Origin of the sequence: Methylobacterium sp. FF17, assembly GCF_025813715.1 — a bacterium.
Lineage (GTDB): Bacteria > Pseudomonadota > Alphaproteobacteria > Rhizobiales > Beijerinckiaceae > Methylobacterium > Methylobacterium flocculans.
The window spans coordinates 3,538,457-3,561,341 of the sequence record NZ_CP107532.1 but is presented as its reverse complement, the minus strand read 5'-3'; the positions used below and the strand labels follow the sequence as shown (position 1 = coordinate 3,561,341).

21 protein-coding genes are annotated in these 22,885 nt (G+C 70.2%); 9 read left to right on the top strand and 12 right to left on the bottom strand.

Annotated features, from left to right (window positions below; genetic code table 11):
* Positions 1–106 precede the first annotated feature (106 nt).
* The 5 genes from OF380_RS16800 (at position 107) to OF380_RS16780 (ending at position 5,139) form a co-directional block, all read left to right on the top strand.
* Positions 107–1,429: an SLC13 family permease gene (locus OF380_RS16800; protein WP_264045922.1), complete on the top strand. Its 1,323-nt coding sequence runs from the start codon at positions 107–109 to the stop codon at positions 1,427–1,429.
* Between the two features lie 165 nt (positions 1,430–1,594).
* Positions 1,595–1,996 (top strand): succinate dehydrogenase, cytochrome b556 subunit, encoded by a 402-nt coding sequence (gene sdhC, locus OF380_RS16795; protein WP_264045919.1) that lies wholly within the window; start codon positions 1,595–1,597, stop codon positions 1,994–1,996.
* Between the two features lie 12 nt (positions 1,997–2,008).
* Positions 2,009–2,422 carry a succinate dehydrogenase, hydrophobic membrane anchor protein gene (gene sdhD / locus OF380_RS16790; protein WP_264045917.1) on the top strand — a complete coding sequence of 138 codons (414 nt, stop codon included), beginning with the start codon at positions 2,009–2,011 and terminating at the stop codon, positions 2,420–2,422.
* 36 nt (positions 2,423–2,458) lie between these two features.
* Positions 2,459–4,273: a succinate dehydrogenase flavoprotein subunit gene (gene sdhA, locus OF380_RS16785; RefSeq protein ID WP_264045915.1), complete on the top strand. Its 1,815-nt coding sequence runs from the start codon at positions 2,459–2,461 to the stop codon at positions 4,271–4,273.
* Between the two features lie 62 nt (positions 4,274–4,335).
* Complete coding sequence (locus OF380_RS16780; RefSeq protein ID WP_056474864.1) at positions 4,336–5,139, top strand: succinate dehydrogenase iron-sulfur subunit; 804 nt, start codon at positions 4,336–4,338, stop codon at positions 5,137–5,139.
* 300 nt (positions 5,140–5,439) lie between these two features.
* Here OF380_RS16780 and OF380_RS16775 read toward each other — a convergent pair whose 3' ends face one another.
* The 4 genes from OF380_RS16775 to OF380_RS16760 all read right to left on the bottom strand — a co-directional run bounded on the left by OF380_RS16775 (position 5,440) and on the right by OF380_RS16760 (position 11,598).
* Positions 5,440–8,898 carry an SbcC/MukB-like Walker B domain-containing protein gene (locus OF380_RS16775; protein WP_264045911.1) on the bottom strand — a complete coding sequence of 1,153 codons (3,459 nt, stop codon included), beginning with the start codon at positions 8,896–8,898 and terminating at the stop codon, positions 5,440–5,442.
* Between the two features lie 117 nt (positions 8,899–9,015).
* A complete protein-coding gene (locus tag OF380_RS16770; RefSeq protein ID WP_264045909.1) occupies positions 9,016–9,651 on the bottom strand; it encodes a DUF4194 domain-containing protein in 636 nt (211 codons plus the stop codon).
* A gap of 92 nt (positions 9,652–9,743) precedes the next feature.
* Positions 9,744–10,028: a hypothetical protein gene (locus OF380_RS16765; protein ID WP_264045907.1), complete on the bottom strand. Its 285-nt coding sequence runs from the start codon at positions 10,026–10,028 to the stop codon at positions 9,744–9,746.
* A gap of 181 nt (positions 10,029–10,209) precedes the next feature.
* The gene (locus OF380_RS16760; protein ID WP_264045904.1) at positions 10,210–11,598 is read right to left on the bottom strand and encodes a Wadjet anti-phage system protein JetA family protein; all 1,389 of its coding nucleotides are present in this window, start codon (positions 11,596–11,598) and stop codon (positions 10,210–10,212) included.
* Positions 11,599–11,748: 150 nt separating this feature from the next.
* Between OF380_RS16760 and OF380_RS16755 the strand changes: the two genes are divergently transcribed.
* The gene (locus OF380_RS16755) at positions 11,749–12,393 is read left to right on the top strand and encodes a PRC-barrel domain-containing protein (protein WP_264045902.1); all 645 of its coding nucleotides are present in this window, start codon (positions 11,749–11,751) and stop codon (positions 12,391–12,393) included.
* A gap of 67 nt (positions 12,394–12,460) precedes the next feature.
* The gene (locus OF380_RS16750; protein ID WP_264045900.1) at positions 12,461–12,712 is read left to right on the top strand and encodes a hypothetical protein; all 252 of its coding nucleotides are present in this window, start codon (positions 12,461–12,463) and stop codon (positions 12,710–12,712) included.
* 10 nt (positions 12,713–12,722) lie between these two features.
* Here OF380_RS16750 and OF380_RS16745 read toward each other — a convergent pair whose 3' ends face one another.
* The 3 genes from OF380_RS16745 to OF380_RS16735 are packed head-to-tail and all read right to left on the bottom strand — an operon-like array spanning position 12,723 to position 14,952.
* Positions 12,723–13,562 (bottom strand): extracellular solute-binding protein, encoded by an 840-nt coding sequence (locus tag OF380_RS16745; RefSeq protein WP_264045898.1) that lies wholly within the window; start codon positions 13,560–13,562, stop codon positions 12,723–12,725.
* Positions 13,535–14,260, bottom strand: coding sequence for an ATP-binding cassette domain-containing protein (locus OF380_RS16740; RefSeq protein ID WP_264051360.1), 726 nt, complete (start codon positions 14,258–14,260; stop codon positions 13,535–13,537). Before OF380_RS16740 ends, OF380_RS16745 begins: the two co-directional genes overlap by 28 nt.
* Positions 14,257–14,952, bottom strand: a complete 696-nt coding sequence (locus OF380_RS16735; RefSeq protein WP_264051359.1) for an ABC transporter permease — start codon at positions 14,950–14,952, stop codon at positions 14,257–14,259. Before OF380_RS16735 ends, OF380_RS16740 begins: the two co-directional genes overlap by 4 nt.
* Positions 14,953–15,025: 73 nt before the next feature.
* On the opposite strand from OF380_RS16735, the gene OF380_RS16730 reads away from it, so the two are divergent.
* The gene (locus OF380_RS16730) at positions 15,026–16,048 is read left to right on the top strand and encodes a substrate-binding domain-containing protein (protein ID WP_264045896.1); all 1,023 of its coding nucleotides are present in this window, start codon (positions 15,026–15,028) and stop codon (positions 16,046–16,048) included.
* On the opposite strand, the gene OF380_RS16725 is transcribed toward OF380_RS16730, so the two are convergent.
* Genes OF380_RS16725 through OF380_RS16710 form a run of 4 tightly spaced genes read right to left on the bottom strand, consistent with a single transcriptional unit; the run spans position 16,024 to position 20,859 of the window.
* The gene (locus OF380_RS16725; protein WP_264045895.1) at positions 16,024–17,277 is read right to left on the bottom strand and encodes a molybdopterin molybdotransferase MoeA; all 1,254 of its coding nucleotides are present in this window, start codon (positions 17,275–17,277) and stop codon (positions 16,024–16,026) included. The genes OF380_RS16730 and OF380_RS16725 overlap by 25 nt on opposite strands.
* Positions 17,265–17,810, bottom strand: a complete 546-nt coding sequence (gene mobB, locus OF380_RS16720) for a molybdopterin-guanine dinucleotide biosynthesis protein B (RefSeq protein ID WP_264045892.1) — start codon at positions 17,808–17,810, stop codon at positions 17,265–17,267. Before mobB ends, OF380_RS16725 begins: the two co-directional genes overlap by 13 nt.
* Positions 17,807–19,774 carry a molybdopterin biosynthesis protein gene (locus OF380_RS16715; RefSeq protein WP_264045890.1) on the bottom strand — a complete coding sequence of 656 codons (1,968 nt, stop codon included), beginning with the start codon at positions 19,772–19,774 and terminating at the stop codon, positions 17,807–17,809. Before OF380_RS16715 ends, mobB begins: the two co-directional genes overlap by 4 nt.
* Positions 19,771–20,859 (bottom strand): molybdopterin-binding protein, encoded by a 1,089-nt coding sequence (locus OF380_RS16710; protein ID WP_264045888.1) that lies wholly within the window; start codon positions 20,857–20,859, stop codon positions 19,771–19,773. Before OF380_RS16710 ends, OF380_RS16715 begins: the two co-directional genes overlap by 4 nt.
* A 221-nt stretch (positions 20,860–21,080) precedes the next feature.
* Between OF380_RS16710 and OF380_RS16705 the strand changes: the two genes are divergently transcribed.
* Positions 21,081–22,379 (top strand): c-type cytochrome, encoded by a 1,299-nt coding sequence (locus tag OF380_RS16705; protein ID WP_264045886.1) that lies wholly within the window; start codon positions 21,081–21,083, stop codon positions 22,377–22,379.
* An 8-nt stretch (positions 22,380–22,387) separates the two neighbouring features.
* Here OF380_RS16705 and OF380_RS16700 read toward each other — a convergent pair whose 3' ends face one another.
* Positions 22,388–22,867: a GNAT family N-acetyltransferase gene (locus tag OF380_RS16700; protein ID WP_264045884.1), complete on the bottom strand. Its 480-nt coding sequence runs from the start codon at positions 22,865–22,867 to the stop codon at positions 22,388–22,390.
* Between the last annotated feature and the right edge of the window lie 18 nt (positions 22,868–22,885).

The window sequence follows — 22,885 nt, the reverse complement described above, 5'->3', positions numbered from 1 at the left end:
ATCCTCCGGTGAGCCTTCGCGAATGACGAAGGATTGATCGAAGAACTCCGAATTGCGAATGGCTCCAAGGTAGGACCAATGTCCCCCCTCGCGGTGGGATGGGTCGATGGCGGCGGGAGCATTCTTGAGTGGGGAGGCGACGGTGGCGGTGACCGCGCTCCTTCTCCTGCTCTGCATGGGCCTGTGGGCCAGCGGCCTCGTGGCCGAGATCGTCACCGTGATGCTGTTCTTCTCCGGGGCGATGCTGTTCCGGCTGGCGAGCCCGGCGGTTGTCTTCTCAGGGTTCGCCTCGTCGGCGTTCTGGCTCGTGCTGAGTGGCATGGTGGTCGGCCTCGCCATGACCCGCACGGGCCTCGGTGATCGTCTCGCCCGAAGCCTCGCCGGTCATCTCTCTGCGTCGTATCCGGTGTTCATCGCCGGTCTCGTCGGGCTGTCCTTCGCCCTTGCCTTCGTGATGCCATCCAATCTTGGCCGCATCGCCCTGTTGGTCCCCGTGGTGCTCGCCCTCTGCGATGCCTTCGGTCTCACGGCCGGGCGCCCCGGCCGGTCCGGCGCCGTGCTGGCGGTCGGGCTCGCGACGCCGATCCTCTCGGCCGCGATCCTGCCGGCGAACGTGCCCAACCTCGTCATGGCGGGTACGGCGGAGACGCAGTACGGCCTGCACCTCGCCTATCTGCCCTATCTTCTCCTGCACGCCCCCGTGCTCGCCCTCGTGAAGGGAGCGATCCTGATCGTCGCCGTCGTGCGGCTTTTTCCGGACCGCCTCGACCCCGCGCCGGACCAGGCCGTCCTCCCGACGATGCCCCTGCGGCCGGAGGCGCGCCGGCTCGCGCTGATCCTCGTGGCGACCCTCGGATTCTGGATCACCGACAGCCTGCACGGCATCGCGCCAGCCTGGATCGGGCTCGTCGCGGCGCTGATCTGCCTGATGCCGCGCATCGGCGTCCTGCCGGCGGAGGCGTTCGGTGCCGTGAACCTGCGAACCTGTTTCTACGTCGCCGCCCTGCTCGGCCTCGTCGCCACCGTGAACGAGACCGGTCTCGGCGCGCGCCTCGGCCATGCCCTGCTCCAGGTCGCGCCGCTGGCGCCGGACGCACCGGGTTACAATTTCGGGATCCTGACCGGGCTGGCCACGATCCTCACGGTCGCGGTCACCGCCAATGGCGCGCCGGCGCTCTACACGGCGCTTGCCGGGGAGATGGCCCGGGTGAGCGGCCTCGATCTCATGGCCGTCGTGATGGTTCAGGTGGTCGGATACTCGACGCTGTTCCTGCCCTACCAGGCACCCCCCATCGTCGTCGCCATCGATCTCGGGAAGGTGCCCCTGCGGGCCGCGACGAAGCTGACCCTGATCACCGGCCTCGCGTCGCTCGTCGTCGTCGCACCGCTGGATTACCTCTGGTGGCGCGCCCTGGGCTGGCTGGCATGAGGGGCGACCGGGCGAATGACGAATTCCATCCGGTGTCGCATGTGCGCTGCGGCAAAGAGCGGTTGCGCATTGGCGCATGCCCGCTAGCACTTTAGAGACGATCCAAATTTTTCTTGGCGGCGTCTCAAACCAGATGTCGCTTCCCTGTCGAGGACCACACGCACGATGGCTCCAACCGTCCGCCCCACGGTCGCCCAGCCGCTCTCGCCCCATCTCCAGATCTATCGCTGGACCTGGACCATGGCGATGTCGGTGTTCCACCGCATCACCGGTACGGCCCTCTACGGCGGTACAGCCCTCGTGGCGATCTGGCTCGTGGCGCTGGCCTCGGGACCGTCCGCCTACGGCACGGTCGCCTGGTTCTTCGGCTCCATCGTAGGTCGCCTGGTCCTCTTCGCCTACACCTGGATCCTGATGCACCACATGCTCGGCGGCATCCGGCACTTCATCTGGGATTTCGGCCACGGTCTCGACCGCGAGCGCCGCATGTGGCTGGCGCGCGGCACATTGATCGGCTCCGTGATCCTGACCGTACTCATCTGGGCGTTCGCCCTCACGTTGCGCTGAGGAGCCGCTTCGATGGTCGATAACCGCCAGAACACGAACGTCACCATGCGCACCCCGCGTGCCCGGGTGAAGGGCCTCGGGGCCTCCGGGCACGGCGCGAGCCATTGGTGGATGCAGCGCCTCACGGCCGCCGCCAACGCGCCCCTGATGGTGGCCTTCGTCGTCATCGTCGCGTTGATGGCCAACCGTCCCTACCCGGAGGCGGTCGCCCTGATGTCGCACCCGCTGGTTGCTCTCATTCTGATCCTCGCCGTGATCTCGGTCACGCTCCACATGAGGATCGGCATGCAGGTCATCATCGAGGATTACGTGCACGACAAGGGGCTGAAGCTCGCGGCCTTCTTCGCCAACAATTTCTACGCGGTCATCGTCGCCGTCGCCTGCCTCTACGCGATCCTTCGCGTGAGCCTTTCCCGACTGGTCTGACCCTCCCCGCATCCGAGACGCCTGAAGGACGAACCCATGGCCAGTAACGGAACGAACGGCACCCCGGCCTACACGATCAACGACCACACCTTCGACGTGGTGGTGGTCGGCGCCGGCGGCGCGGGCCTGCGCGCCACCGTCGGCTGCTCCCAGGCGGGCCTGCGGACCGCCTGCATCTCGAAGGTGTTCCCGACCCGCTCGCACACCGTGGCGGCCCAGGGCGGCATCTCGGCCTCGCTCGGCAACATGGGCCCCGACGACTGGCGCTGGCACATGTACGACACCGTGAAGGGGTCGGACTGGCTCGGTGACCAGGACGCCATCGAATACCTCGTGCGCAACGCGCCGGCCGCCGTCTACGAGCTCGAGCACTGGGGCGTGCCGTTCTCGCGCACCGAGGAAGGCAAGATCTACCAGCGTCCCTTCGGCGGCATGACCACGGATTACGGCAAGGGCACCGCTCAGCGCACCTGTGCGGCGGCCGACCGGACCGGCCACGCGATGCTGCACACCCTCTACGGACAGGCGGTGAAGAACCACACGAACTTCTTCATCGAGTACTTCGCCCTCGACCTGATCATGGACGAGGACGGCCGCTGCCTCGGCGTCATCGCCATCGACCAGGCGTCGGGTGAGATCCACCGCTTCCGCGCCCAGATGACGATTCTCGCCACCGGCGGCTACGGCCGCTCGTACTTCTCGGCCACCTCGGCCCATACCTGCACGGGCGACGGCAACGCCATGGTGCTGCGCGCCGGCCTGCCGCTGCAGGACATGGAGTTCGTGCAGTTCCATCCGACCGGCATCTATGGCGCCGGCTGCCTGATCACCGAGGGCGCGCGCGGCGAGGGCGGCTACCTCACCAATTCGGAGGGCGAGCGCTTCATGGAGCGCTACGCGCCCTCCGCGAAGGATTTGGCCTCCCGCGACGTCGTCTCCCGGTCGATGACCATGGAGATCCGGGCGGGGCGCGGCGTCGGCAAGGGCGGCGACCACATCTACCTGCACCTTGACCACCTCGATCCGGCGATTCTTCACCAGCGCCTGCCGGGCATCTCGGAATCCGCCAAGATCTTCGCGGGCGTCGACGTCACCAAGGAGCCGATCCCGGTGCTGCCGACCGTGCACTACAACATGGGCGGCATCCCTACGAACTATCACGGCGAGGTGCTGACCCTGCGCAACGGCAACCCCGATACGGTGGTGCCGGGCCTGATGGCGCTGGGCGAGGCCGCCTGCGTCTCCGTGCACGGAGCGAACCGCCTCGGTTCGAACTCGCTCATCGACCTCGTGGTGTTCGGCCGGGCGGCCGGCCTGCGCTGCGCCGAGATCGTCGAGCCGGGCGCGCGCCAGATGGAGCTGCCGAAGGATTCCGCCGACAAGGCGCTCGCCCGCCTCGACCGCTTCCGCTACGCCGCCGGCGGCACGCCGACGGCTGAGCTGCGCGCCGAGATGCAGAAGACGATGCAGAACAACTGCGCCGTGTTCCGCACCGGCGAAGTGCTGGAGGAGGGCAAGGCCCTCATCCACAAGGTCTGGCAGGGCGCGGCCGATATCAAGATCACCGATCGCTCGCTGATCTGGAACACCGACCTCCTCGAGACCCTGGAGTTCGACAACCTGATTGGTCAGGCGGTCGTGACCATGGAATCGGCGGCCAACCGCAAGGAGAGCCGTGGGGCCCACGCCCGCGAGGACTTCCCAGACCGCGATGACAAGGAGTGGATGAAGCACACCCTGTCGTGGCTCGACGAGAAGGCCCAGCAGGTGAACATCGATTACCGCCCGGTGCACACCTACACGATGTCGAACGAGATCCAGTACATCGAGCCGAAGGCCCGCGTGTACTGAAGCGACGACCTGCGTCGTTTCCCGGACTGGTTCTCACGAGACGGATTTAGGCACGCCAAACCATGGCTCAGTTCAACCTTCCCAAGAACTCCCAGATCACCGAGGGCAAGACCTGGCCTCGGCCCACGGGCGCCAACAACCTGCAGGAATTCCGGATCTACCGCTGGAATCCCGATGACGGGAAAAACCCGCGCGTGGACGTCTATCAGGTCGACCGCGACGATTGCGGTCCGATGGTCCTCGACGCCCTGCTGTGGATCAAGAGCAAGGTCGATTCGACCCTGGTGTTCCGCCGCTCCTGCCGCGAGGGCATCTGCGGTTCCTGCGCCATGAACATCGAGGGCCAGAACGCGCTCGCCTGCACCATGGGCATCGACGAGTGCCAGGAGCACGCCAAGGGCAAGAAGACCGGCGCGGTGCGGATCTACCCCCTGCCGCACATGCCGGTGCTGAAGGATCTCGTCCCCGACCTGACGAACTTCTTCGCGCAGCACGCCTCGATCGAGCCCTGGCTCCAGACCGAGACCCCCGCCCCCGAGGGCGAGTGGAAGCAGACGCCGGAGGACCGTGCTCAGCTCGACGGCCTCTACGAGTGCATCCTCTGCGCCTGCTGCACCACCTCCTGCCCGAGCTACTGGTGGAACGGCGACCGCTTCCTCGGCCCTGCCGCCCTCCTCCAGGCCTATCGTTGGCTGATCGACAGCCGCGACGAGAACACCGGTGAGCGTCTCGACGCGCTGCATGATCCGTTCCGGCTCTATCGCTGCCATACGATCATGAACTGCGCCAACACCTGCCCGAAGAGCCTGAATCCGGCGAAAGCGATCGCCGAAATCAAGAAGATGATGATCGCTCGCGAGGTGTAAGCCTCGTCGTTCGTTGTCGGGGGGATGGAAGATGGGCCGGTGGCCCGGATCGCCCGGCCATCGCCGTCCCTCCCACGCCGGTGATCGGAACGCGGATGCGTCCTTTCCCCGAACGCGTCGCGCGCCGGGCGGTGACCTTCAGCTCTCCCGTGCGCTTCGAACCCTGAGTGCGAGTCGGCAAATGCCGTCATGCATCGCTCGGAAAATGGCAGCTCCTATTTCGGCGTCGCGCAGACGCGTGCCGTTCGGCCGATGACGCGGTGCAGGATCGCCAGGCAGTCGCGGTGAGCCGGGGCCGTCTCAGGCCGCCGCGTCTGGCCGACGGAACCCTTCGATGCCCTGGCGCTCGGGGTTGATCGCCGCCAGCGCCCGCTTTGCGGCTTCCAGCGGATGCTCGGCCTCGATGCGCACCGAGGTGAGATCCGGGTTCTTGTAGACGGTAACGATGGTGTCCATCACCTCGGTGAGCGTGGTGCGCTTGTCCTCCGGGGCGGCGATGAGGAGTTGCAGGCCCCAGGCCTGGTAGAGGTCCACCAGCGCCTGGCTGTTGCGCACGTCGAGCTTCGAGAAGGCCTCGTCGAGGAGGCACAGGCCCAGCCCCGGGTTCTCGTCCCCGGGGCGGTCGCCGGGATAATAGGCCGAGGCGAGGGAGGCGGCGATCGCCACGTAGAACGGTGCCTGCGCTTCGCCGCCCGAACCGCGCAGGGCCCGGTTCGACATGGTGGTGCGGTTGCCTGCCCGGTCACGCATGCCGATCTCGTAGACGAAGTAGTTGCGGTAGTCGGCAAGCCGCGCGGCACTCTCTTCGCCGCCGATCAGCGCGGTGATCTCCGCAATGGCGTCGGCCAGGGGGCCGTCCTCCGGGACGCCCTCCCCCGGCAGGATCGCCTGGGCGGCTTCCGGCGAACGGGCCACCTCCGTGGCGAGCGCGTGGACCGCGGCGTAGCGGCGGTCCACCTCCGCCTCGAAGGCGTAGGTCTGTCCCGTAAAGGTCTGGCTCGACAGGCGCTCGTTCAGGGCGTCGAGGCGCGCGCGCACCCGCTCGAACTTGTCGGCGAGCCGGGTCAGCAGATCCTCGATCATCAGGCGGCGCATCTCGCCCTCCGCCCGCAGGGCCTGGTCGCGGTAGCGTCGCAACTCGTGGCCCGCCACCTCGTCATGGGCGCGCTTGGCCCAGGCATAGCCGAAGGAGGCGGGGGCCTCGCCATTGCCGAGCGGGTTTTCGATGCGCCACTGCACGCAGTACTCGGCGAGATCGCGCTCCGCCGCGCGCCCCTGGGTGCGAGCGGTCTCGGTCGCGTCCCGTGCGGCGGCGCGGGTCGTCTGGGCAAGGCTCGCCAGGGCCTTCGGTTCGAGTTCGGCGCGCTTCGCCCGCAGGGACGATACGGCCTGCGGATCGAAGCCTTCGGGCTGGATCAGAGGGATGCGCACGGTGTCGCCGCCGCTCCAGCGGGCATGGGCGGTCCGGCGCGCCTGGAGGGCGGCGCGCACGAGATCACGGGTGGAGGCGACCCGGGCCTTCAGGCCGGCTTCCTCTCCGAGCAACGCGTCGCGCTTGGGCTCCAGGACCTGGACGAGCTCGGTGAGATAGGCCGAGCGTTCCTTCATCAGTTCCTTGAGTTCGGCCTCGATCACGCCGGTATCGGCCTTCTCCACGCTGTCGCGCTCGGTGGTGAGGCTGCGGCGCCGGCCTTCGAGCCCGTCGGCTTCGGCACGAAGCTCGGTCAGGTCGAGGCGGGCGCCGTCCATGCGGCTCTTCAGGCTTGCGGCGATGCGGGCGGCCTCGCGGCGGATGTCGGCCTCGGCGCGCAGACGGCGCGCCTCGGCCACGGCTTGCTCCCAATCCTGGCGGCTCTCGGCGGTGGGGCCGCGATGGCCACGCGTCATCATGAGCTGGACCGGGCGCACCACCGAATAGGCCATGCCGGAGGTCGAGCGCCCGCTCGGCGCCACGGCCCGGTTCATATGGGCCAGCGCCGCGTCGTTGGGCGCGAGGTCGTAGCCGCCAAGCCGCGCGGCCAGGAATGCCTGGGCGTGCGGATCACGGGTCTCGATCAGGCCGAGCGGACCGTCATCGTCACGCGCCCCTCCGCGCCGGCGGGCGGTGTCGGTCGTCTTGACGAGGATGCAGCGGTAGAACTGGCTCTTGCGGGCCTCCAGATGGGCGAAGGCCGCGTTGAGCCGATCGGGCTCGACCACCAGGGCTTCGCGCGCGGCCCCGAGCAGGCCTTCCAGCGCCGGACCCCAGGTCGGGTCGACGATCTCGGCAAGCTCGCAGATCGGGGTCGCGTCGATTCCGAGGCGCGCGAGTTCGTCGCGAAAGCCGGACACGTCCGAGGACAGGCGCGGGACGCTCGAACCTCGCCCCGCGCTCGGGGCCGGCGCACGGGATTGCGCTTCGTTCTCCTGCGCACGGGCCCGCAGGGCCGCGTCCTCGGCGGCGCGCTCCAAAGGCGTGGCGATCTCGGGCGCCGCCGCGAGGCCTGCCAGGAGCGCGGCGAGGGGCCCGTCCGCGCGCAGGGTCTCCTCCGGATTGGCCTCGCGCCGCAGCCCGGAACGGGCGCAGGCCTCCACCAGCTTCGCGACGTCCGGCGAGATCCGGCGGATCTCCCCCGCCACCACTGCGAGCTTCCCGGCGTCGAGGACGATGCCCACGAGGTCGGCGACGCGGGCGGCGAGATCGCGCCGGTCGCGTGCGAGCATGGCGAGTCCGGCATTCGAGGCCGCGAGGCGTCCCTCGGCGCCCGTGCCGGCCATGAGGGCCTTCTTGGCCGCGATCTCGCCGTCGATCTCGCGCACGAAGCCCTGGCTCGTGGCGACGCTCTCACGGGCGATGCGCAGGCGTTCCGCCACGTCCTTCAGGGATTGGCGGGCGCCGACATGGTCGAGGATACGGCGGCGCAGGTCCGCGTCGGCCGCGCGAAGCTCGTTCAGCACCGCCGACAGGCGTGCCTCGGCCCAGGTCTCGTAGCGCGACAGGATGCGAGTGAGATGGGCGAGGCGCCGTTCGAGTTCCTCGATGGTCTCGCGCAGGCGCCGCCAGTTCTCCACCGACTGACGGATACGCGCGACGTCCAGGGGTTCCGGTTCGAGGACGAAGGAGCGGACGAAGGCGGAGGAATCGAAGATCGGCTTGAACGCCACCGCATTCGAGAAGGTGCGCAGGAAGTGGCGTGGCTCCGGCGCTGCCGAGCCCTCCCGCAGCAGCCCGAGGAGTTCCGCCGTGAACCGTTCGCCCGAGGCGCGGAACTCGTCGAAGGTCGTTCCCCGCGTGCGAAGATCCTTGGCGATCTCGGCCCAGGGCGCCACGAAGCTGCCGGCGGGCGCCTCGCGCACGTAATCCGCGATCTCGAAGCGGTGCCCCACATGGACGAAGCGCGACAGCGTGGTCTCGCGGCTCTCCTCGGCGCGGGCCGCCAGCGCCAGTCCCGCCGAGACGACACGGCCCGTGGCCTCGTTTTCGAACACGAGGACGATCAGGCTCTCGCAGGCCTCGCGGGTGGGGCGGCCGCCCTCGGCGGGATCGCTGATCCAACCCAGGCAATAGTCGCGCACCGTGCGGGCGCTGCGTCCCGAGGCGGAGGCGTTGAGGGCGAGCCGGCTCGCGTTGTTGCCGGCGAGCACCGTGCCGACGGCGTCGAAGATGGTCGACTTGCCAGCCCCGGTCGGTCCCACCAGGGCAGCCGCGCCTCGGATCCGGATCTGCTCGCGGCGGATCAGGTACCAGTTGGACAGGACGATGTCGGTGAGGCGATACACGGCGTTTCGAATCTGATCCCGGTTCGGCGATGTGGCCTTCGCATGGACGCCCTGGGCCGAGGATGCAAGCTGCGTCCGGTCCGAGGCTGGGGACCGGACGCTGCGCGGAACGCGCGCTTACAGGTCCTCCTCGCCGCGCGCCGCGCCCCAGGCGCGGACCTGATCCATCCAGGTGTCGGGCGACAGGACGGCGATGCCCGGCATCACCATCAGGGGGGTGATCTTCTCGACCTTGTCGCGCTCGCCGAGGCGTAGGGCGCCCTTGCGCGCGAACAGGCGGAGGATTTCGATGAGGCGCGTCTCCTCAGGCGGGTCGCTGCGGGTGGCCGTGCGGATCGATTCCGCGAGGTCGTCGGTGGTGCATTCCACCACGCCCTCGGTGGTGACCTGGTGCGCCCGCAATCCTTCCTCGTAGGCCAGCCGCAGGGCGAGCAGCACGAGGGTCTCGTCCTTGCGCAGGCGCTCGCCCTGGGCATCGTGCCGGACGCCGTCGAGCGGAACCCGCAGGCACACCATCTGGTCGCGATGGGCCACCTCGAAGCGGTAGCCGAGGCAGGCGAAGTAGGCCTGGAAGAACGGTGTATAATGTCGGGCCAGTTCGTAGGAGCGGCCGATCCCCGGGGTACCGGCATAGATGCACTGGCTCTTCAGGACCACCTGAAGGGCGCGGGTCAGCTCCTCTTCGGAGGGCGCGCGGGCGCCGGGCGGCGGCGGTTCCTCGCCATCCACGATGGCGCGAAAGGGTTCGAGCATGCGGGTCTCGTCCAGGGGGCGGGCCGGCGCCCGCGTGCGTCCCGGTCCTTACCCGCCGGATCGTGCCTGCGCCAAATCGGGTCCGACAGCGTTCAGGCCGCTACGGCCGATGTAGCCCGGAACAGAGACAGGCAGGCGGTGTCGCGGTGCATGCTAAGGATCGAGGCCCGGTCGAGGGACGGGTTTGCGGCGAGAACCCGCCGCACCTCCGCGACGATCGCCTCGTAGCGGGCGGGGTCGTAATTCGGCTCCAGCGGGCTGACGGCGATGTAGGTCTCGACCACGAGGACGCGTTCGCTGCGCTCGCGCCCGACTTCGGCGGCGATCCAGGCCGACTTGATGAGGCACTTGCCGGAATTCAGGGTTCCATTGTTCATGGGCGTACGCTCCCGCGTTGTCCGCATCTGCGTGCGTGACAGACAGGCAGGATGAACCCGGTCCGGCGCTTTGCCAAGGGTGATGTCAAGTCCTCGGTATCCTCGTCCCTGGCAACACTTCGCGGAAACGCGGCGGTGACAGTGCAGCGCCCTGTACCGGCATGTCCCTGCATCAGCGTGGTCAGGGCGTTCTTCCCGTCAGCCGCTCCAGCAGGAAGTCGGGGCAGTCGAGCCAGCCGTTGGCGACGCGGCCCTCCACGCGCGAGAGGCGATAGCGGCCGCGCAAGGAACCGTCGAACAGCACGTCGACCTCGCGCAGGCGCTGGAACACCACGAAGTCGTCCACGTCCGCGATGGTGATCTGCGAGCCCCGGATCGCCTTGCCCCGCCCGAGCCGCGCTTCGATGAATTCGACCATCCGGTCGGGCGTCACCGCGACCCGCAGGCGAAAGGCATCCTTGGCGGCGATGAAAGCCTCGATGGCGGGGTCGAGCTCGAATTCCGGCAGGGGCTCCGACTCGATCGGGGGTCGGCGCAAGCGCGGCGCATAGCAGTGCGGCTCGCCGATAGGTGGGCGCAGGAGCGAGACCTGCGTGTCCGGTAGCCCAGACAGGTCGTCGTCGGCCAGCGCGACGGCCCGCAGGGCGGCGGCGGTGCGCTCGATCCGGTCGGAATCCCGGTGGTCGAGGGTGCGTAACGCCGCCGCGATTCGTCGTTCGAGGCGCGCTACGATGTCCGCGACCGCATCCAGGTGCCGGTCGAGTCCCTCGAAGATCGACAAGATCTCGGCAAGATCTGTGCGCACCGCGCGCTCTGCGGCCTCCATGGTCGCGGCACGGCCCTCCCGCAATCCAGCCTCGGCCAGAGCCCGCAGGGTGAGGGCATCGCGTAACGCCCTTCCCGCCTCGCGCACGATGCCGGAGCGGAAGCGGAATGGATTGAGGCGGGTGTGCAGCGTCCGGTAATCGCTCACGAGGTGGCGCGCCACGAACTCCTCGAAGTAGAGCCGGAAGGCCGCGCCGTGATCGGCCTCGCGCAGGATGCGCTCCTCGCTCTTGCGCATCGAGCCGGCCAGGCTCCGCAGGTGGCTGAGGAAGGCCCGCGCGGATTTGGCGGCATTGACCAGGGCCTCGGACCGCTCGGAGGGATTGGCGATGGCGCTCTCGAGGCTGCCGAGGACGTCGAGCACCGCTCCGCCGTAGGAGCGCGTCTCGCCCCGGTTCAGGCGCGCGAGTTCCTCCACCAGGATGCGCGCCTCGGGATCGAACTCCACCACGGGTACGTAGCGCTCGCGCCGCTCCACGAGCCAACCGGCATCGAGCAGGCGGCGATAGACCACCGAGCGCCGCTCGACCGGGTCGGTGGGGGTCGCATCATCGTCGGCGATCTGACTGCCCACGTGGTCCGCTGCGAAGTCGCCGATCGCGGCCAGGACTTCGCTCTTGCGCAGGGGCTCGGCGGTATCCCCGAAGATCCGTGCATGGAGGTGCAGCAGCAGGGCCGCGTTGAAGGCCCGGCTCGGTGACGCCAGTGGCTTGAACAGGTCGTCGGAGAGGCAATTGAACAGCATCGGATCTGCGCGGAGATCAGCCCTGTCGCCGCCGAAGAGTCAAATCCGGTGCCCTGCCCGGCTCGCTGCGCGCTGAACTCCGGCGCGCGTCGCGGCGTTGTTCATCGGTCCTTCGCGATGTGCGACGCGGCCCGTCGTGTGGAAACCTTGATGTCGAACCGCCTGCTGAACTCAGCCCTCCTCGCCCTCTGCCTCACCGCCGGCCCACTTCCGGGTACCGTGCCCGCCTGGGCCCAGCAGGCCGGCGAAGGCGCAGTCCAGTCGCTCGCCTCCCCGGCACCGGGCGCCCTGCGGGGTTCGAAGGTGATCGGCCTGCCCGTCATCGGGATGGACCATGTCCGCGTCGGCTCGATCGAGGACCTGCTGGTGGGTGCCAACGGGCGCATCGAGGCCGTGGTGATCGGCGTCGGCGGATTCCTGGGCCTCGGCGAGAAGCTGGTGGCCGTGCCCTATGACCAGCTCGCCTGGAACCTGAAGGATGTTCCCCTCACCTCCGGCCCGACTTCGGTGACGACGCCAGAGACCGCGCCGAGTCCTGCGGCGGCGGCCCAGGTCGGACCCGACACCATGCCGGGCGCCAATACCACGCGCGACGTGCTCGGTGCGGTGGAGAGCAAGCACACGGGGCGGGTCACCGACGAAACCGGATCGGTCAAGGCCGACAAGCCGACGCCGGAGCGGGCCACGGTGCTGGCCGGCGGCGAGCCGCTCCACGCCGAGATCCGGATGACGAAGGCACAGCTCAATGCCGCGCCGGCCTTCCGGTACGAGGCCGGACGTCAGGCGAAACAATAGGTCCGTAGGTTTCTCAAGAGTTCGAGTCCCAAGCGTTCGAGGCAGGATGTTCGAGAAAGTCGCTCCGATGACACGCATGTCCCTGCTGACGATGACGGCTCTGGCCTGGACCGGCACGGCGTCCCAGGTCTTCGCGCAGGCCACGAACCCGGCCCCGGCGATCAAGGAGACCGGCCCGGCCGGTTCGAACTCCTCGGCCTCGAACGCCGCCGCGACGGACTTCAACTGGGTCTGGCTCAGCCTCGTCGTGGCGGTGCTCGCCCTCGGACTCTGGTACGTGGCCCGGCAGCGGCAAGCGGGACCGCCGCCCCGGCGCTGATCCCGGCTGGCTACCGAGACGCACTCGGGAAGAAAAGCTGTTCGCCGGCGATCTTGTAGCTGGCGATCGCGGCCTGACCCTCGGGCGAGACCAGCCAGTCGACGAAGGCCTGCCCCTCCTTCGCCTTCACGGACGGATACTTGGACGGGTTCACCAGCATGACGCCGTAGGGGTTGAACAGGCGCTTATCGGCCTCCACCAGGATCGTGAGTTCGCCGCGATTTTTGAAGGACAGCCACGTCCCGCGATCCGCCAGGATATAGGCGTCGAGTGCCGACGCGGCGTTGAGCGCGGGGCCCATGCCCTGGCCGACATCGCGGTACCATTCGCCCTTCACGGCATTGAGGTCGATTCCGGACTCTTTCCAGGTGCGCAATTCGGCGCTGTGCGTGCCGGAGCGGTCACCGCGTGAGACGAAGGGTGCCTTGGCGGCCGCGAGCTTGCCGAATGCCGCGACGACGTCATTGCCCCTGACCCGGGCCGGATCGGCCTTAGGGCCGACAAGGACGAAGTCGTTGTACATCACGTCCTGGCGCTGCATCGCGAAGCCTTCGGCGAGGAACTTCTCCTCGGCAGGGCGGTCATGCACCAACACCACGTCGGCATCGCCCCGCCGGGCGGCGTCGAGGGCCTGGCCGGTGCCGAGGGCCACCACCTTCACGGCGATGCCGGTCTTGGCCTCGAAGGCCGGCAGCAGGTGCTTGAACAGGCCCGATTGCTCCGTGGAGGTGGTGGAGGCCACGACGATCGAGGCCGGCTCGGCCCGGGCCCCGGGTGCGGTCCCCAGGCCGCCGAGGACCCCGAATGCGAGGAGGGCGCGGGCTAGGAAGCTTCGGCGAAGGAGGTCCAAGGCAGTTCTCCGGAGAGGTAGGCCCGGGTTTCGGGCCGTTGGGGGGATGTGAGGACGCCGTGCGTGGGCCCGTGCTCGACGGCGCGGCCCCCAGCCAGGACGAGGACGTCGCCGGCAAGGCGCATGACCTGTCCGAGATTGTGCGAGACGAGCACGACCTTGGTGCCGCGCGCGGCCATGTCCTGGATCAACGCCTCGATCCGTTCGGTGGCGGTGGGATCGAGATTCGCGGTCGGTTCGTCCGCGAGGAGAAGGTCCGGCTCCACCGCCCAGGCTCGGGCGAGGGCGAGCCGCTGCTGCTCGCCGCCGGACAGGCGTGTCGCCGGATCCCCTGCCCGGTCGGAAAGGCCGACCTGCGCCAGGGCGGCTTCGGCCCTGGCTCGACGCTCGGCGCGCGCGAGCTTTAGGGGGACGAGGCCCAGGGCGACGTTGGCGAGCGCGCTGGCGCGCACCAGGGCCGGCCGCTGGAACACGAAGGCCCGGCGCACGGGTCCAGCACTCGTGACCGTGACACGGCCGCCGTTCAGCGGAAGCAGGCCGTCGATCACCCGCAGGGTCACGCTCTTGCCGGCGCCGTTCGGCCCGATCAGGGCGGTGATGCCCGATCCCGGGATGACGGCGCTGAGGCCGTCGAGGATGGTGGCGCCGTTGATGCGCAGAACGAGCTGGTCGAGGAGGAGGCCCGGCATCGCGGTCAGCCGTAGGCGCGGGCGGCGTGCCCGCGCAGCAGCGACGCCACGGCATTGACCGCGATGACGATCCCGATGAGCACCAGCCCCAGGGCCAGGGCGAGGCTGAGATCGCCCTTCTGGGTCTCCAAGGAGATCGCGGTGGTCATGGTACGGGTGTGGCCATCGATGTTCCCGCCCACCACCAGCACGGCCCCGATCTCGGAAATTGCCCGTCCGAACGCCGCGAGCGCGGCCGTCACCAGTGAGAACCGGGTGTCGTAGATGAGCGCCAGCGCCCGCTGCGGCGCCGACAGGCCCAACGAGCGCAGTTGTTCTCCGAGATGCGCGTCGGCATCTGCCACCACCTGACGGGTCAGGGCGGCCACGAGGGGGGTCGCCAGCACCGCCTGCGCCGCCACCATCGCGTTCGGCGTGAAGAGCAGCCCCAGGGCGCCGAAGGGGCCGGAGCGGGACAGCACGAGATAGAGCACCAGCCCGACGATCACCGGTGGCAGGCCCATGAAGGCGTTGAGGAATCCAACGAGGACACCGCGTCCCGGGAACGCTGCGACCGCGAGGAGCGCCCCCGCAGGGATCCCGAGGACAAGGCCCATCGCCACGGCGCTCAGGCTGACCCGCAAGGACAGCCAAGCGATCGCGACCACCTCCCTGTCGAGGGTGGCGAGACGCGCGAACGACTCTTGGAACGTCTGGAGCATCATCACCGGGCTGTGCTTGCCCTGCTTCGATGATACGTCCCAACGAGCCAAATCAATAGGAAAGGACTTGCCGATGCGCGTAACGCTGCAGGCTGACGGCGACGTACAGGGCTTGTCCCTCGGACCGACCTTCGCGCTTCTCGATGCCCTCGCGCGGACGCCCTCCCTCCTCGCCGCGGCCCGGGTGCTGGAGATTTCCTACCGTTCGGCCTGGAGCCGACTCGGCGCCATTGAAGGCGCGCTGGGGAATCGGGTGGTGGTGAAGACGAAGGGGCACGGTACGACCCTGACGCCCTACGGTCGGGCGATGCATGCGAGCCTCGCGGAGACGATGCAGAGGCTCGGTCCGGTGCTTGCGTCAGAGGAAGCACGCCTGACCGACGCATTGCGAAGCTTGGCGGCTCCAGCCTCGAGGCGCTTGCGGCTCGCGGCCAGCCATGACCCGCTTCTGATCGATGCGGCCGCTGGGCTCCCGGATGTCGAACTCAACGTAGCGGGCAGTCTCGATGCCTTAGCGCGCCTTCGGGCTGGCAGCGCGGATGCGGCGGGGTTCCATTACGGCGCGCGCACGCCGGCCCCGGCCCCGTTCGACGCGCTGTTCGTCGATCGCGAGATCGCGGTGTACCCGCTCTTCGACCGGGAACAAGGATTCATGGTGCCCCCCGGCAATCCGCACGGGGTCGCCTCCGTCAGTGACATCGCGCGGGAGCGACTGCGGTTCGTCAATCGCCAGCGCGGGGCCGGCACGCGGATCTGGTTCGAAAGGCTCTGCGCGGAGGCTGGCCTCGCCCCGGAGTCGATTCCGGGCTCCGGCACCGAGGAGTTCACCCATCAGGCCGTCGCGGCCCTCATTGCGACGGGCTCGGCCGATGTCGGGATGGGGACGCCGGGCGTGGCGGCGCGGTTCGGGTTGGCGTTCCACTCCCTCGGGTGGGAGACCTACTTCCTCGCGGTGCGCGGAAGGGGCGACCCCGGTGCCGATGCATCGCCGCTCGGAACGCTGGGGCAGTTGCTCGGTGCCGTCGCAGAGGCTGCCGGGGCTACGCCGGGCTACGCGGCGCCAACCCTGGCCTACCAGAGCGCGGTATGCGGATAGAAGGTGAGGATGTCGCCCGGCGCCACGGCCGTGACGGCGTCGCCGAGTTCGACGAGACCGTCGCTCTCGGTCAGCGAGGTGAGGACGCCGGCCCCCTCGCGCGGGTACTTCCAGGCTTCGAGCACCGCATCGGCGGCGGTGGCGACGCAGACGCGGACGAACTCCCGGCGCCCGGCCTTCTTCCTGTACGGGAAGGCCGCGCGCACCGGCAGCCCGATGAGGGCTGCGTCCGTCGCGCCGCCCAGGCGCGCGAGGAGCGGGCGCACCACGAAGAGCAGGGTGACGTAGACCGCTCCCGGATTGCCCGGCAGACCCACGAAGGGCGTCCCGGCGACGAGGCCCATGGCCACGGGACGCCCCGGCTTGATCGCGATGCGCCAGAACATCAGCGAGCCCGTCGCTTCCACGGCCGCCTTGACGTGGTCCTCCTCGCCGGTGGAGACGCCCCCCGAGGTCAGGATCAGGTCGTAGTCGCGCGCGGCCTCCGCGAGCCGCGCCGCCAGGGCCTTCGGCTCGTCCCGCAGGATGCCGAGATCGGTCACCGTCACCCCGAAGCGCGCGAGCAGTCCGGCCAGCATCACACGGTTGGAATCATGGATCGCGCCGGGGCCGAGGGGCTCGCCCGGCTCGGTGAGTTCGTCCCCGGTGGAGAAAAGGGCGACGCGCAGGCGCGTCCGCACGGTGATCCGGTCATGCCCGGTGGCGGCGGCGAGCGCCAGATCCTGCGGGCGCAGGCGCCGGCCGGCGGGGATCGCGCAGGCGCCGCGCGTGATGTCTTCGCCGGCCGCCCGCGCATTCGCGCCGCGCTTCAGGCCCGCCGGAAGGATCACGGCGTCGCCGTCGCGGCGGACATCCTCCTGCATGAACACGGTGTCGGTGCCCGCCGGCATCGGCGCGCCCGTGAAGATGCGGATGGCGCCATCGCCGGTGGTGACTGCGTCAGGTGAGGCCCCGGCGGCGAGCCGGCCAATCACGGGCAGCGTCGTTTCCATGTCCATCGCCAGAACGGCGTGGCGGACCGCGTAGCCGTCGACCGCCGAATTGGCGAAGGGCGGGACGTCGTGCAGGGCCGTGACGGGTTCCGCAGCGATGCGCCCGTCGGCCTCGGCCAGAGGCACCTCCTCGATGCCGGCCAGCACCGGCAGGCGCTCGGAGATCAGCGCCACGGCCTCCTCGATGCGCATCAGGGTGCCGCCGAAGGCGAAGCAATCGTCGGTCAGCTGGGCCATGGCTCCTCCAGGCGCGCCAGCGCCGTCTCCATCGGCTCCGCCAGGGTCAGCACCAAGTCGGCGATGGCTTCGACCGCGTCGAGATCGACCACGGGCACGCCGGCCTGCGGCTGCGCTTCGTCGCTCGCCACCGCGACGATGCGGGGATCGCCCGGGTGCAGCGGCGGCTTGCCGTTGGCGGCCCGGTACACCTCGAGCTTGGCGTGCGCGTCCCGCTTGAAGCCCTCCACCACCACGAGGTCGCAGGGGGACAGGCGGCGCAGGAGATCGGGCAGGGTCGCCTCAGGGGCATCGCCGATCTCGTGGATCTGAACCCATCGCCGCGCGGAGGAGACGAGTACCTCGGACGCCCCGGCCGTCCGGTGGACGTGCGAGTCCTTGCCCGGATGGTCCACGTCGAAGGCGTGATGGGCGTGCTTGATCGTGGCGACGCGCAGTCCGCGCGCCACCAGCACCGGGATCAGGCGCGCCAGCAGCGTGGTCTTGCCCGCCCCGCTCCACCCGGCAAGGCCGATGACGCGCGCCGGGTTCATGTGGCCTCTCCCGGCGTGAACCCGGCTTCCGCGAGGTCGCGGCGGGTTTCGGGCTCGTCCAAGAGGCCGAGGAAGGCGCGGAGCGCCGGGCGGTCGCGGTGCGCCGCCTGATAGGCGAGGTCGTAGCGCTCGTCCGTGAGAGCCAGGAAGCCGAGCCCGTAGGCTCGCGCGACCGTGGCGATGGCCACTCCCCAATCCGCCCGTCCCTGTGCGACGGCAGCCGCGACGGCGTTGTGCGATCGCGGCTGGTTGAAGAAACCGGGCGGCCGATCGCCCTTCAGCAGGCCATCCACCAGGGCCCGGGTTCCCGAGCCGGCGTTGCGGTTGACCATGACGGTATCCGGGTCCGCCAGTGCCTCGGCCACCGCCTCGGCGAGATCCCGCCCCTCGAAGCGCGGATCGCGCGGCCGGTAGACGAGACCCTGCAGGCGACCCCAGCCCGGTGCGAGGAGCATGTCCGGCGCCAGGAACGGCCGATTGTAGGTGTTCGTCTCGGGATCGAGGAGGTGCATCGCGGCGAGATCGCATTCTCCCCGTCCCAGGGCGGCCAACCCGCCGGCGGAGCCGACCCAGAGGGTCCGGGCGCGAAACCCGCGCTCGGCGAGGCGGCCGACGACGCGGTCGAGGCCGACGCAGTGGCTCCCGATGATGGTCAGATCGGGCGGGCGCAGGCCGGCCCCGAGACGGGTGACGGACACCGCCTCGCCGGCCTCCAGCCCGGAACGCTCGGCCGGAACGGCAAAGAAGCCGTCGGCCTGCGAGAAGGCGGTGACCGATCCCGAACCCTTGGCGAGCGGGAGCGCGACGAGGCCGTTCTCCGCTTCGGCCAGCGAGGCCATGACGAACTCGGTCCGTCCCTGCTCCGAGGCCACGCGCTGGGGCAGAGTCGCGGTCACGCTCGTCTCCTCCCGGGGTGGCAGGCCCGCAAGCGCGCGGATCAGGGGGACGACGATGTCGTGGAAGGTGAACATCGCCGAGGTGGGAAAACCGGGCAGCACCACGATCGGCGTGCCGTCCGCGACCGCGAGGCAGAGGGGCTTGCCGGGCTTCAGCGCCACGCCATGAACGAGGATGCCGGGAGCGCCGAGGCGCTGCAGGATGCGGTGGGAAACGTCGCCCGCTCCCTTCGAGGTGCCGCCCGATAGAACGACGAGGTCGCTCGTCGCCATGGCCTCGCGCAGTACCGCTTCCAGGGCGGCCTCGTCGTCGCGGACGATGCCCAGCGGCAGGACCGCGCCGCCGTTTTCGCGGATCGCGGCGGACAGGATCGGGCCGTTGGAATCGTAGATCGCTCCCGGCCGCAGCGCCGCGCCCGCCGCCACGAGCTCGTCGCCGGTGGAGAGGACCGCGACCCGGGGCCGGCGCACCACGTCGATGCTGTCGAGGCCGCAGGCGGCGAGCATGCCGATCTCGCGGGCGGTTACGGGGCTGCCCCGGCGCAGAACCGTCTCGCCGAAGGCCATGTCGGCGCCCGCATAGCCGATGAACTGCCCCGGCCGCGCGGCCCGCACGATATCGACGGACATCGCTTCGGCGTCGAATTCGGTCTGCTCGACCATGACCACCGCGTCTGCCCCGCGTGGGATCATCCCGCCCGTCGCGATCGGCGTGGCGGTGCCGGGCGCGACGCTCACGTTCGGGGCGACGCCACAGGCGAGGATTTCCCGGTTGAGCGTGAGAGCGCGCGGGTCCGCCTCGCTGGCGCCCGCGACGTCGGCGGCGCGCAGGGCGAAGCCGTCGACCAGGGCGCGGTCGAAGGGCGGCACGTCGATCGGCGAGGCGACGTCCCGTGCCAGGACGCGGCCAAGCGCATCGTCGAGCGGGATGGTCTCGGGGCCGAGGGTCGCGTGCGGCACCGCCGTGCGGAAGCGCGCGATGGCCGCCTCGCGGCTGACGACATCGAGGAACTGCTGCTGACGGGCAGCCTGGGCCAGCCGCTCGGCGAAGGTGCGGGTCTCGCTCACAGGGACAGGACCTCGACAGGCGTCCCCGCCGGATATCCCTCCGCCTGTGGCGCCACCAGGATCGCGGCGTCGGCCTCGATCAGGCGATGCAGGGGAAGGTCGGCGCCGCCGAGGGGCAGGATGGCGTCCTGCTCGCGCCGGGCGAAGACGATCTCGCTGAGCCCGATGGTCGAGGTGATCTTGCGCGACAGCGCCGCCCGAGCCGGAAGGCTCGCCGTTGCGCCCGCCAGCGCGGCGAGGAGCGGGCGCCCGAGCGTCAGGAAGGCCGAGAGCGCCGCGTCCGGCCGCCCCGGCAGCAGCAGGACAGGCCGGCCGCCGACCTCTCCGAACGCGGTCGTGCCACCCGGCCTCAGGGCGATCCCGTGGGCATGGACGCTACCCGCGCGGGCAAGCCCGTCCGCACTCTGGTCGCCGCGCCCGAAGCCGGTTCCGCCGAGGACGAGCGTGGCATCCGCCCCAGGGGTACGTAGGGCTACCGCGATGGCCTCCGGCGTCGCCGCGACGGCGACCCTGTCCGTGATGGCGGCGCCCTCCGAGATCGCAAGGTTCGCGATGAGGGTCGAGACGCTGTCCGGCTCGTGGCTCCCCGTCACGACGAGGCGCACGCACGGGACGCGGACCGGCACCTCCAAGATCCCTGCGGCTTCCAGCGCGAGACAATGCAGCGGGGTGATCCGCCGGCCCGCCGGGACGAGGCAGGTGCCGGCAGCGATTTCCTCGCCGGTGCTGCGGGTGCCCTCTCGGGCCGACGCATCAGCGATTATGGTGCGGCCCACCAGCGCCTCGGGCGGGACCACGGCGTCCGTGCCTTCGGGTATGGCTGCGCCCGACTCGACCCAGGCCAGCGCGTGCGCGAGCAGGATCGGCGCATCGGGGGAGGCGCCGAGGACATCGTCGGCGCGCACTGCCCAGCCATCGCGCAGGGCGATCGCCCGAACGGGTTCATCGCGTTCGCTGATGATGTCGCGTCCCGCGATCCGGCCAACTGCTTCCGAGAGGGATACGGCACGCGCAGGGACCACCGCGATGTGTCCCGTCAGCAGCGCTATGGCCTCCACCAGGGGCATCAGGGCCGCCGACGCCATGCGCCGCGGGTCGTCTGACAGGTCATGCGTCTCGGCCGCTCGGCCGGCAGAAGCGATCATGCCGTCAGCGATGCGCCATCGCCGGGCGATGATCAAGCACCGGCCGAGCCTGCCGCGTCACCGGGTCTCGCCCCGAGACCGGAGACATCCGTCCCTTCCATTCGATAGCGTCCCGCACGCCCGGGATGGTCCCGCGCGGAACGAAGGCAGGGGGATTTCGGATGACCGTGAGGCGATGGCTTCCGATCATCGGCGTACTGCTCCAACTCGGCTTCCAGGGAGGGGCCACGGCGCAGATGCGCGGGCATGGCGGGCCGGTACGCGCCCTGGCCGTGGCGCCGGGCGGCGGGCTGGCGGTCTCCGGCGGGTTCGATCAGGCGGCGATCCTGTGGACGATCGAGGCCGGCACTGCCCTCACCGTCCTGCGCTACCACGATGGGGCGGTCAATGCGGTCGCCGCCCTGGCCGATGGCGGCTTCGTCACAGCCTCGGAGGATGGGCGCATCGCCCTTTGGCGGGCCGGCCAGGCCGAGCCCGAGCGGGTGTTCTCCGAGCACGGCGGACCGGTGGTCGGCCTCGCGGTCTCGCCGGACGGCCTGTCGCTCGCCTCGGCCTCTTGGGACGGCACGGCGCGCATCCGCCCCCTCGCGGGCGGGCCGGCGCGGGTCCTTGAGGGTCACCAGGGCAACGTCAACGCCGTGGCGTTCCTGCCCGACGGCCGTTTCGTGACGGCCGGTTACGACGCCACGGTTCGTATCTGGCCCCTGCCCGACGACCGGGACGGCGCGCCGGTCGTCCGGACCCTGCCCACGATCCTGAACGCCCTCGCGGTCCTGCCGGACGGCGAGATCGCGGCGGCGGGCGGCGACGCGATCGTACGCCTGATGCGCCCCGACGGACCCGTTCGTGCGGAGATCGATGTCGGGCCGAACCCGGTCATCGCCCTTGCGCCATCCCCCGATGGTACGCGGATCGCCGCCGCCACGGCCGGGGGCGCGGTCGCGGTGATCGATCGCGCGCAGGCGCGGATCCTCCATCGCCTGGTCGGACCCGGCCTGCCGGTCTGGTCGGTGGCGTGGCGGCCGGATGGACGCGAACTCCTCACCGGCGGCAGCGACCGGCTGATCCGGCGCTGGGACGCGCGCAGCGGGGAACCCATCGGCCCGCTGGCGATGGTGCGGCCGGTCGATCCGCTGGCGGCCTGGCACGGCGACCGGGGCGCGGAGGTGTTCCGTGCCTGCGTCGCCTGTCATGCCCTGCGGCCGGAGGACAGTCCGCGCGCCGGTCCGTCACTCGCCGGCGTCATCGGGCGCCGCATCGCCACGGTTTCGGATTACCGGTACTCGGACGCCCTGAAAGGCATGGACATCGTCTGGGACGCGCGCACGATCGCGCGGCTCTTCGAGGTCGGCCCCGCGCGCTACACGCCCGGAACCCGGATGCCGGAGCAGACCATCACCAGCGCCGATGACCGCGAGGCCCTGGTGCGCTTCCTGGAGCGCGCCACCGCGACGCCCTGACCGCTGCGTCAGAGCATCAGCACCATGTATCGCGCATCCGCCCCGTAGCTCGCGAGCTTGGCGTTCGCGCTCCCGGTCATCGGCTGCGCCTGAAACCCACGGGCCTGCCAGAACCCGGCGGAGCCGTTCACCGCCACGAGGGCGATGGCCGCGTACCCTGCTCTCCCTGCGCGCTCCCGCAGCAGGCTTAATCCTGCCCCGGCATGGCCGGCACCGGCCATCTCCGGGCTCACGCCGAGATCATGCAGGTAGACCGCACCGCAGGGCGCCTCGGTTGCGTCGAGCGGGCGGTTCAGGGGCGGAACACGGCCGAGCGGCCAAGGATAGGCGACGGCGTATCCGGTCACCGCACCGTCGGAGCTTGCCAGCGTAAGGCAGAGGTCGCCGCCGCGCCCGAGGCGTTCGGCAAAGCGCTCGGCATCCTCCGGGTGGTCGGGGAACAGCCGTTCGGCCAGCGGCACGACGTGCGCAAGGTCCTCCATCCGCATGCTGCGCCACATCGCGCC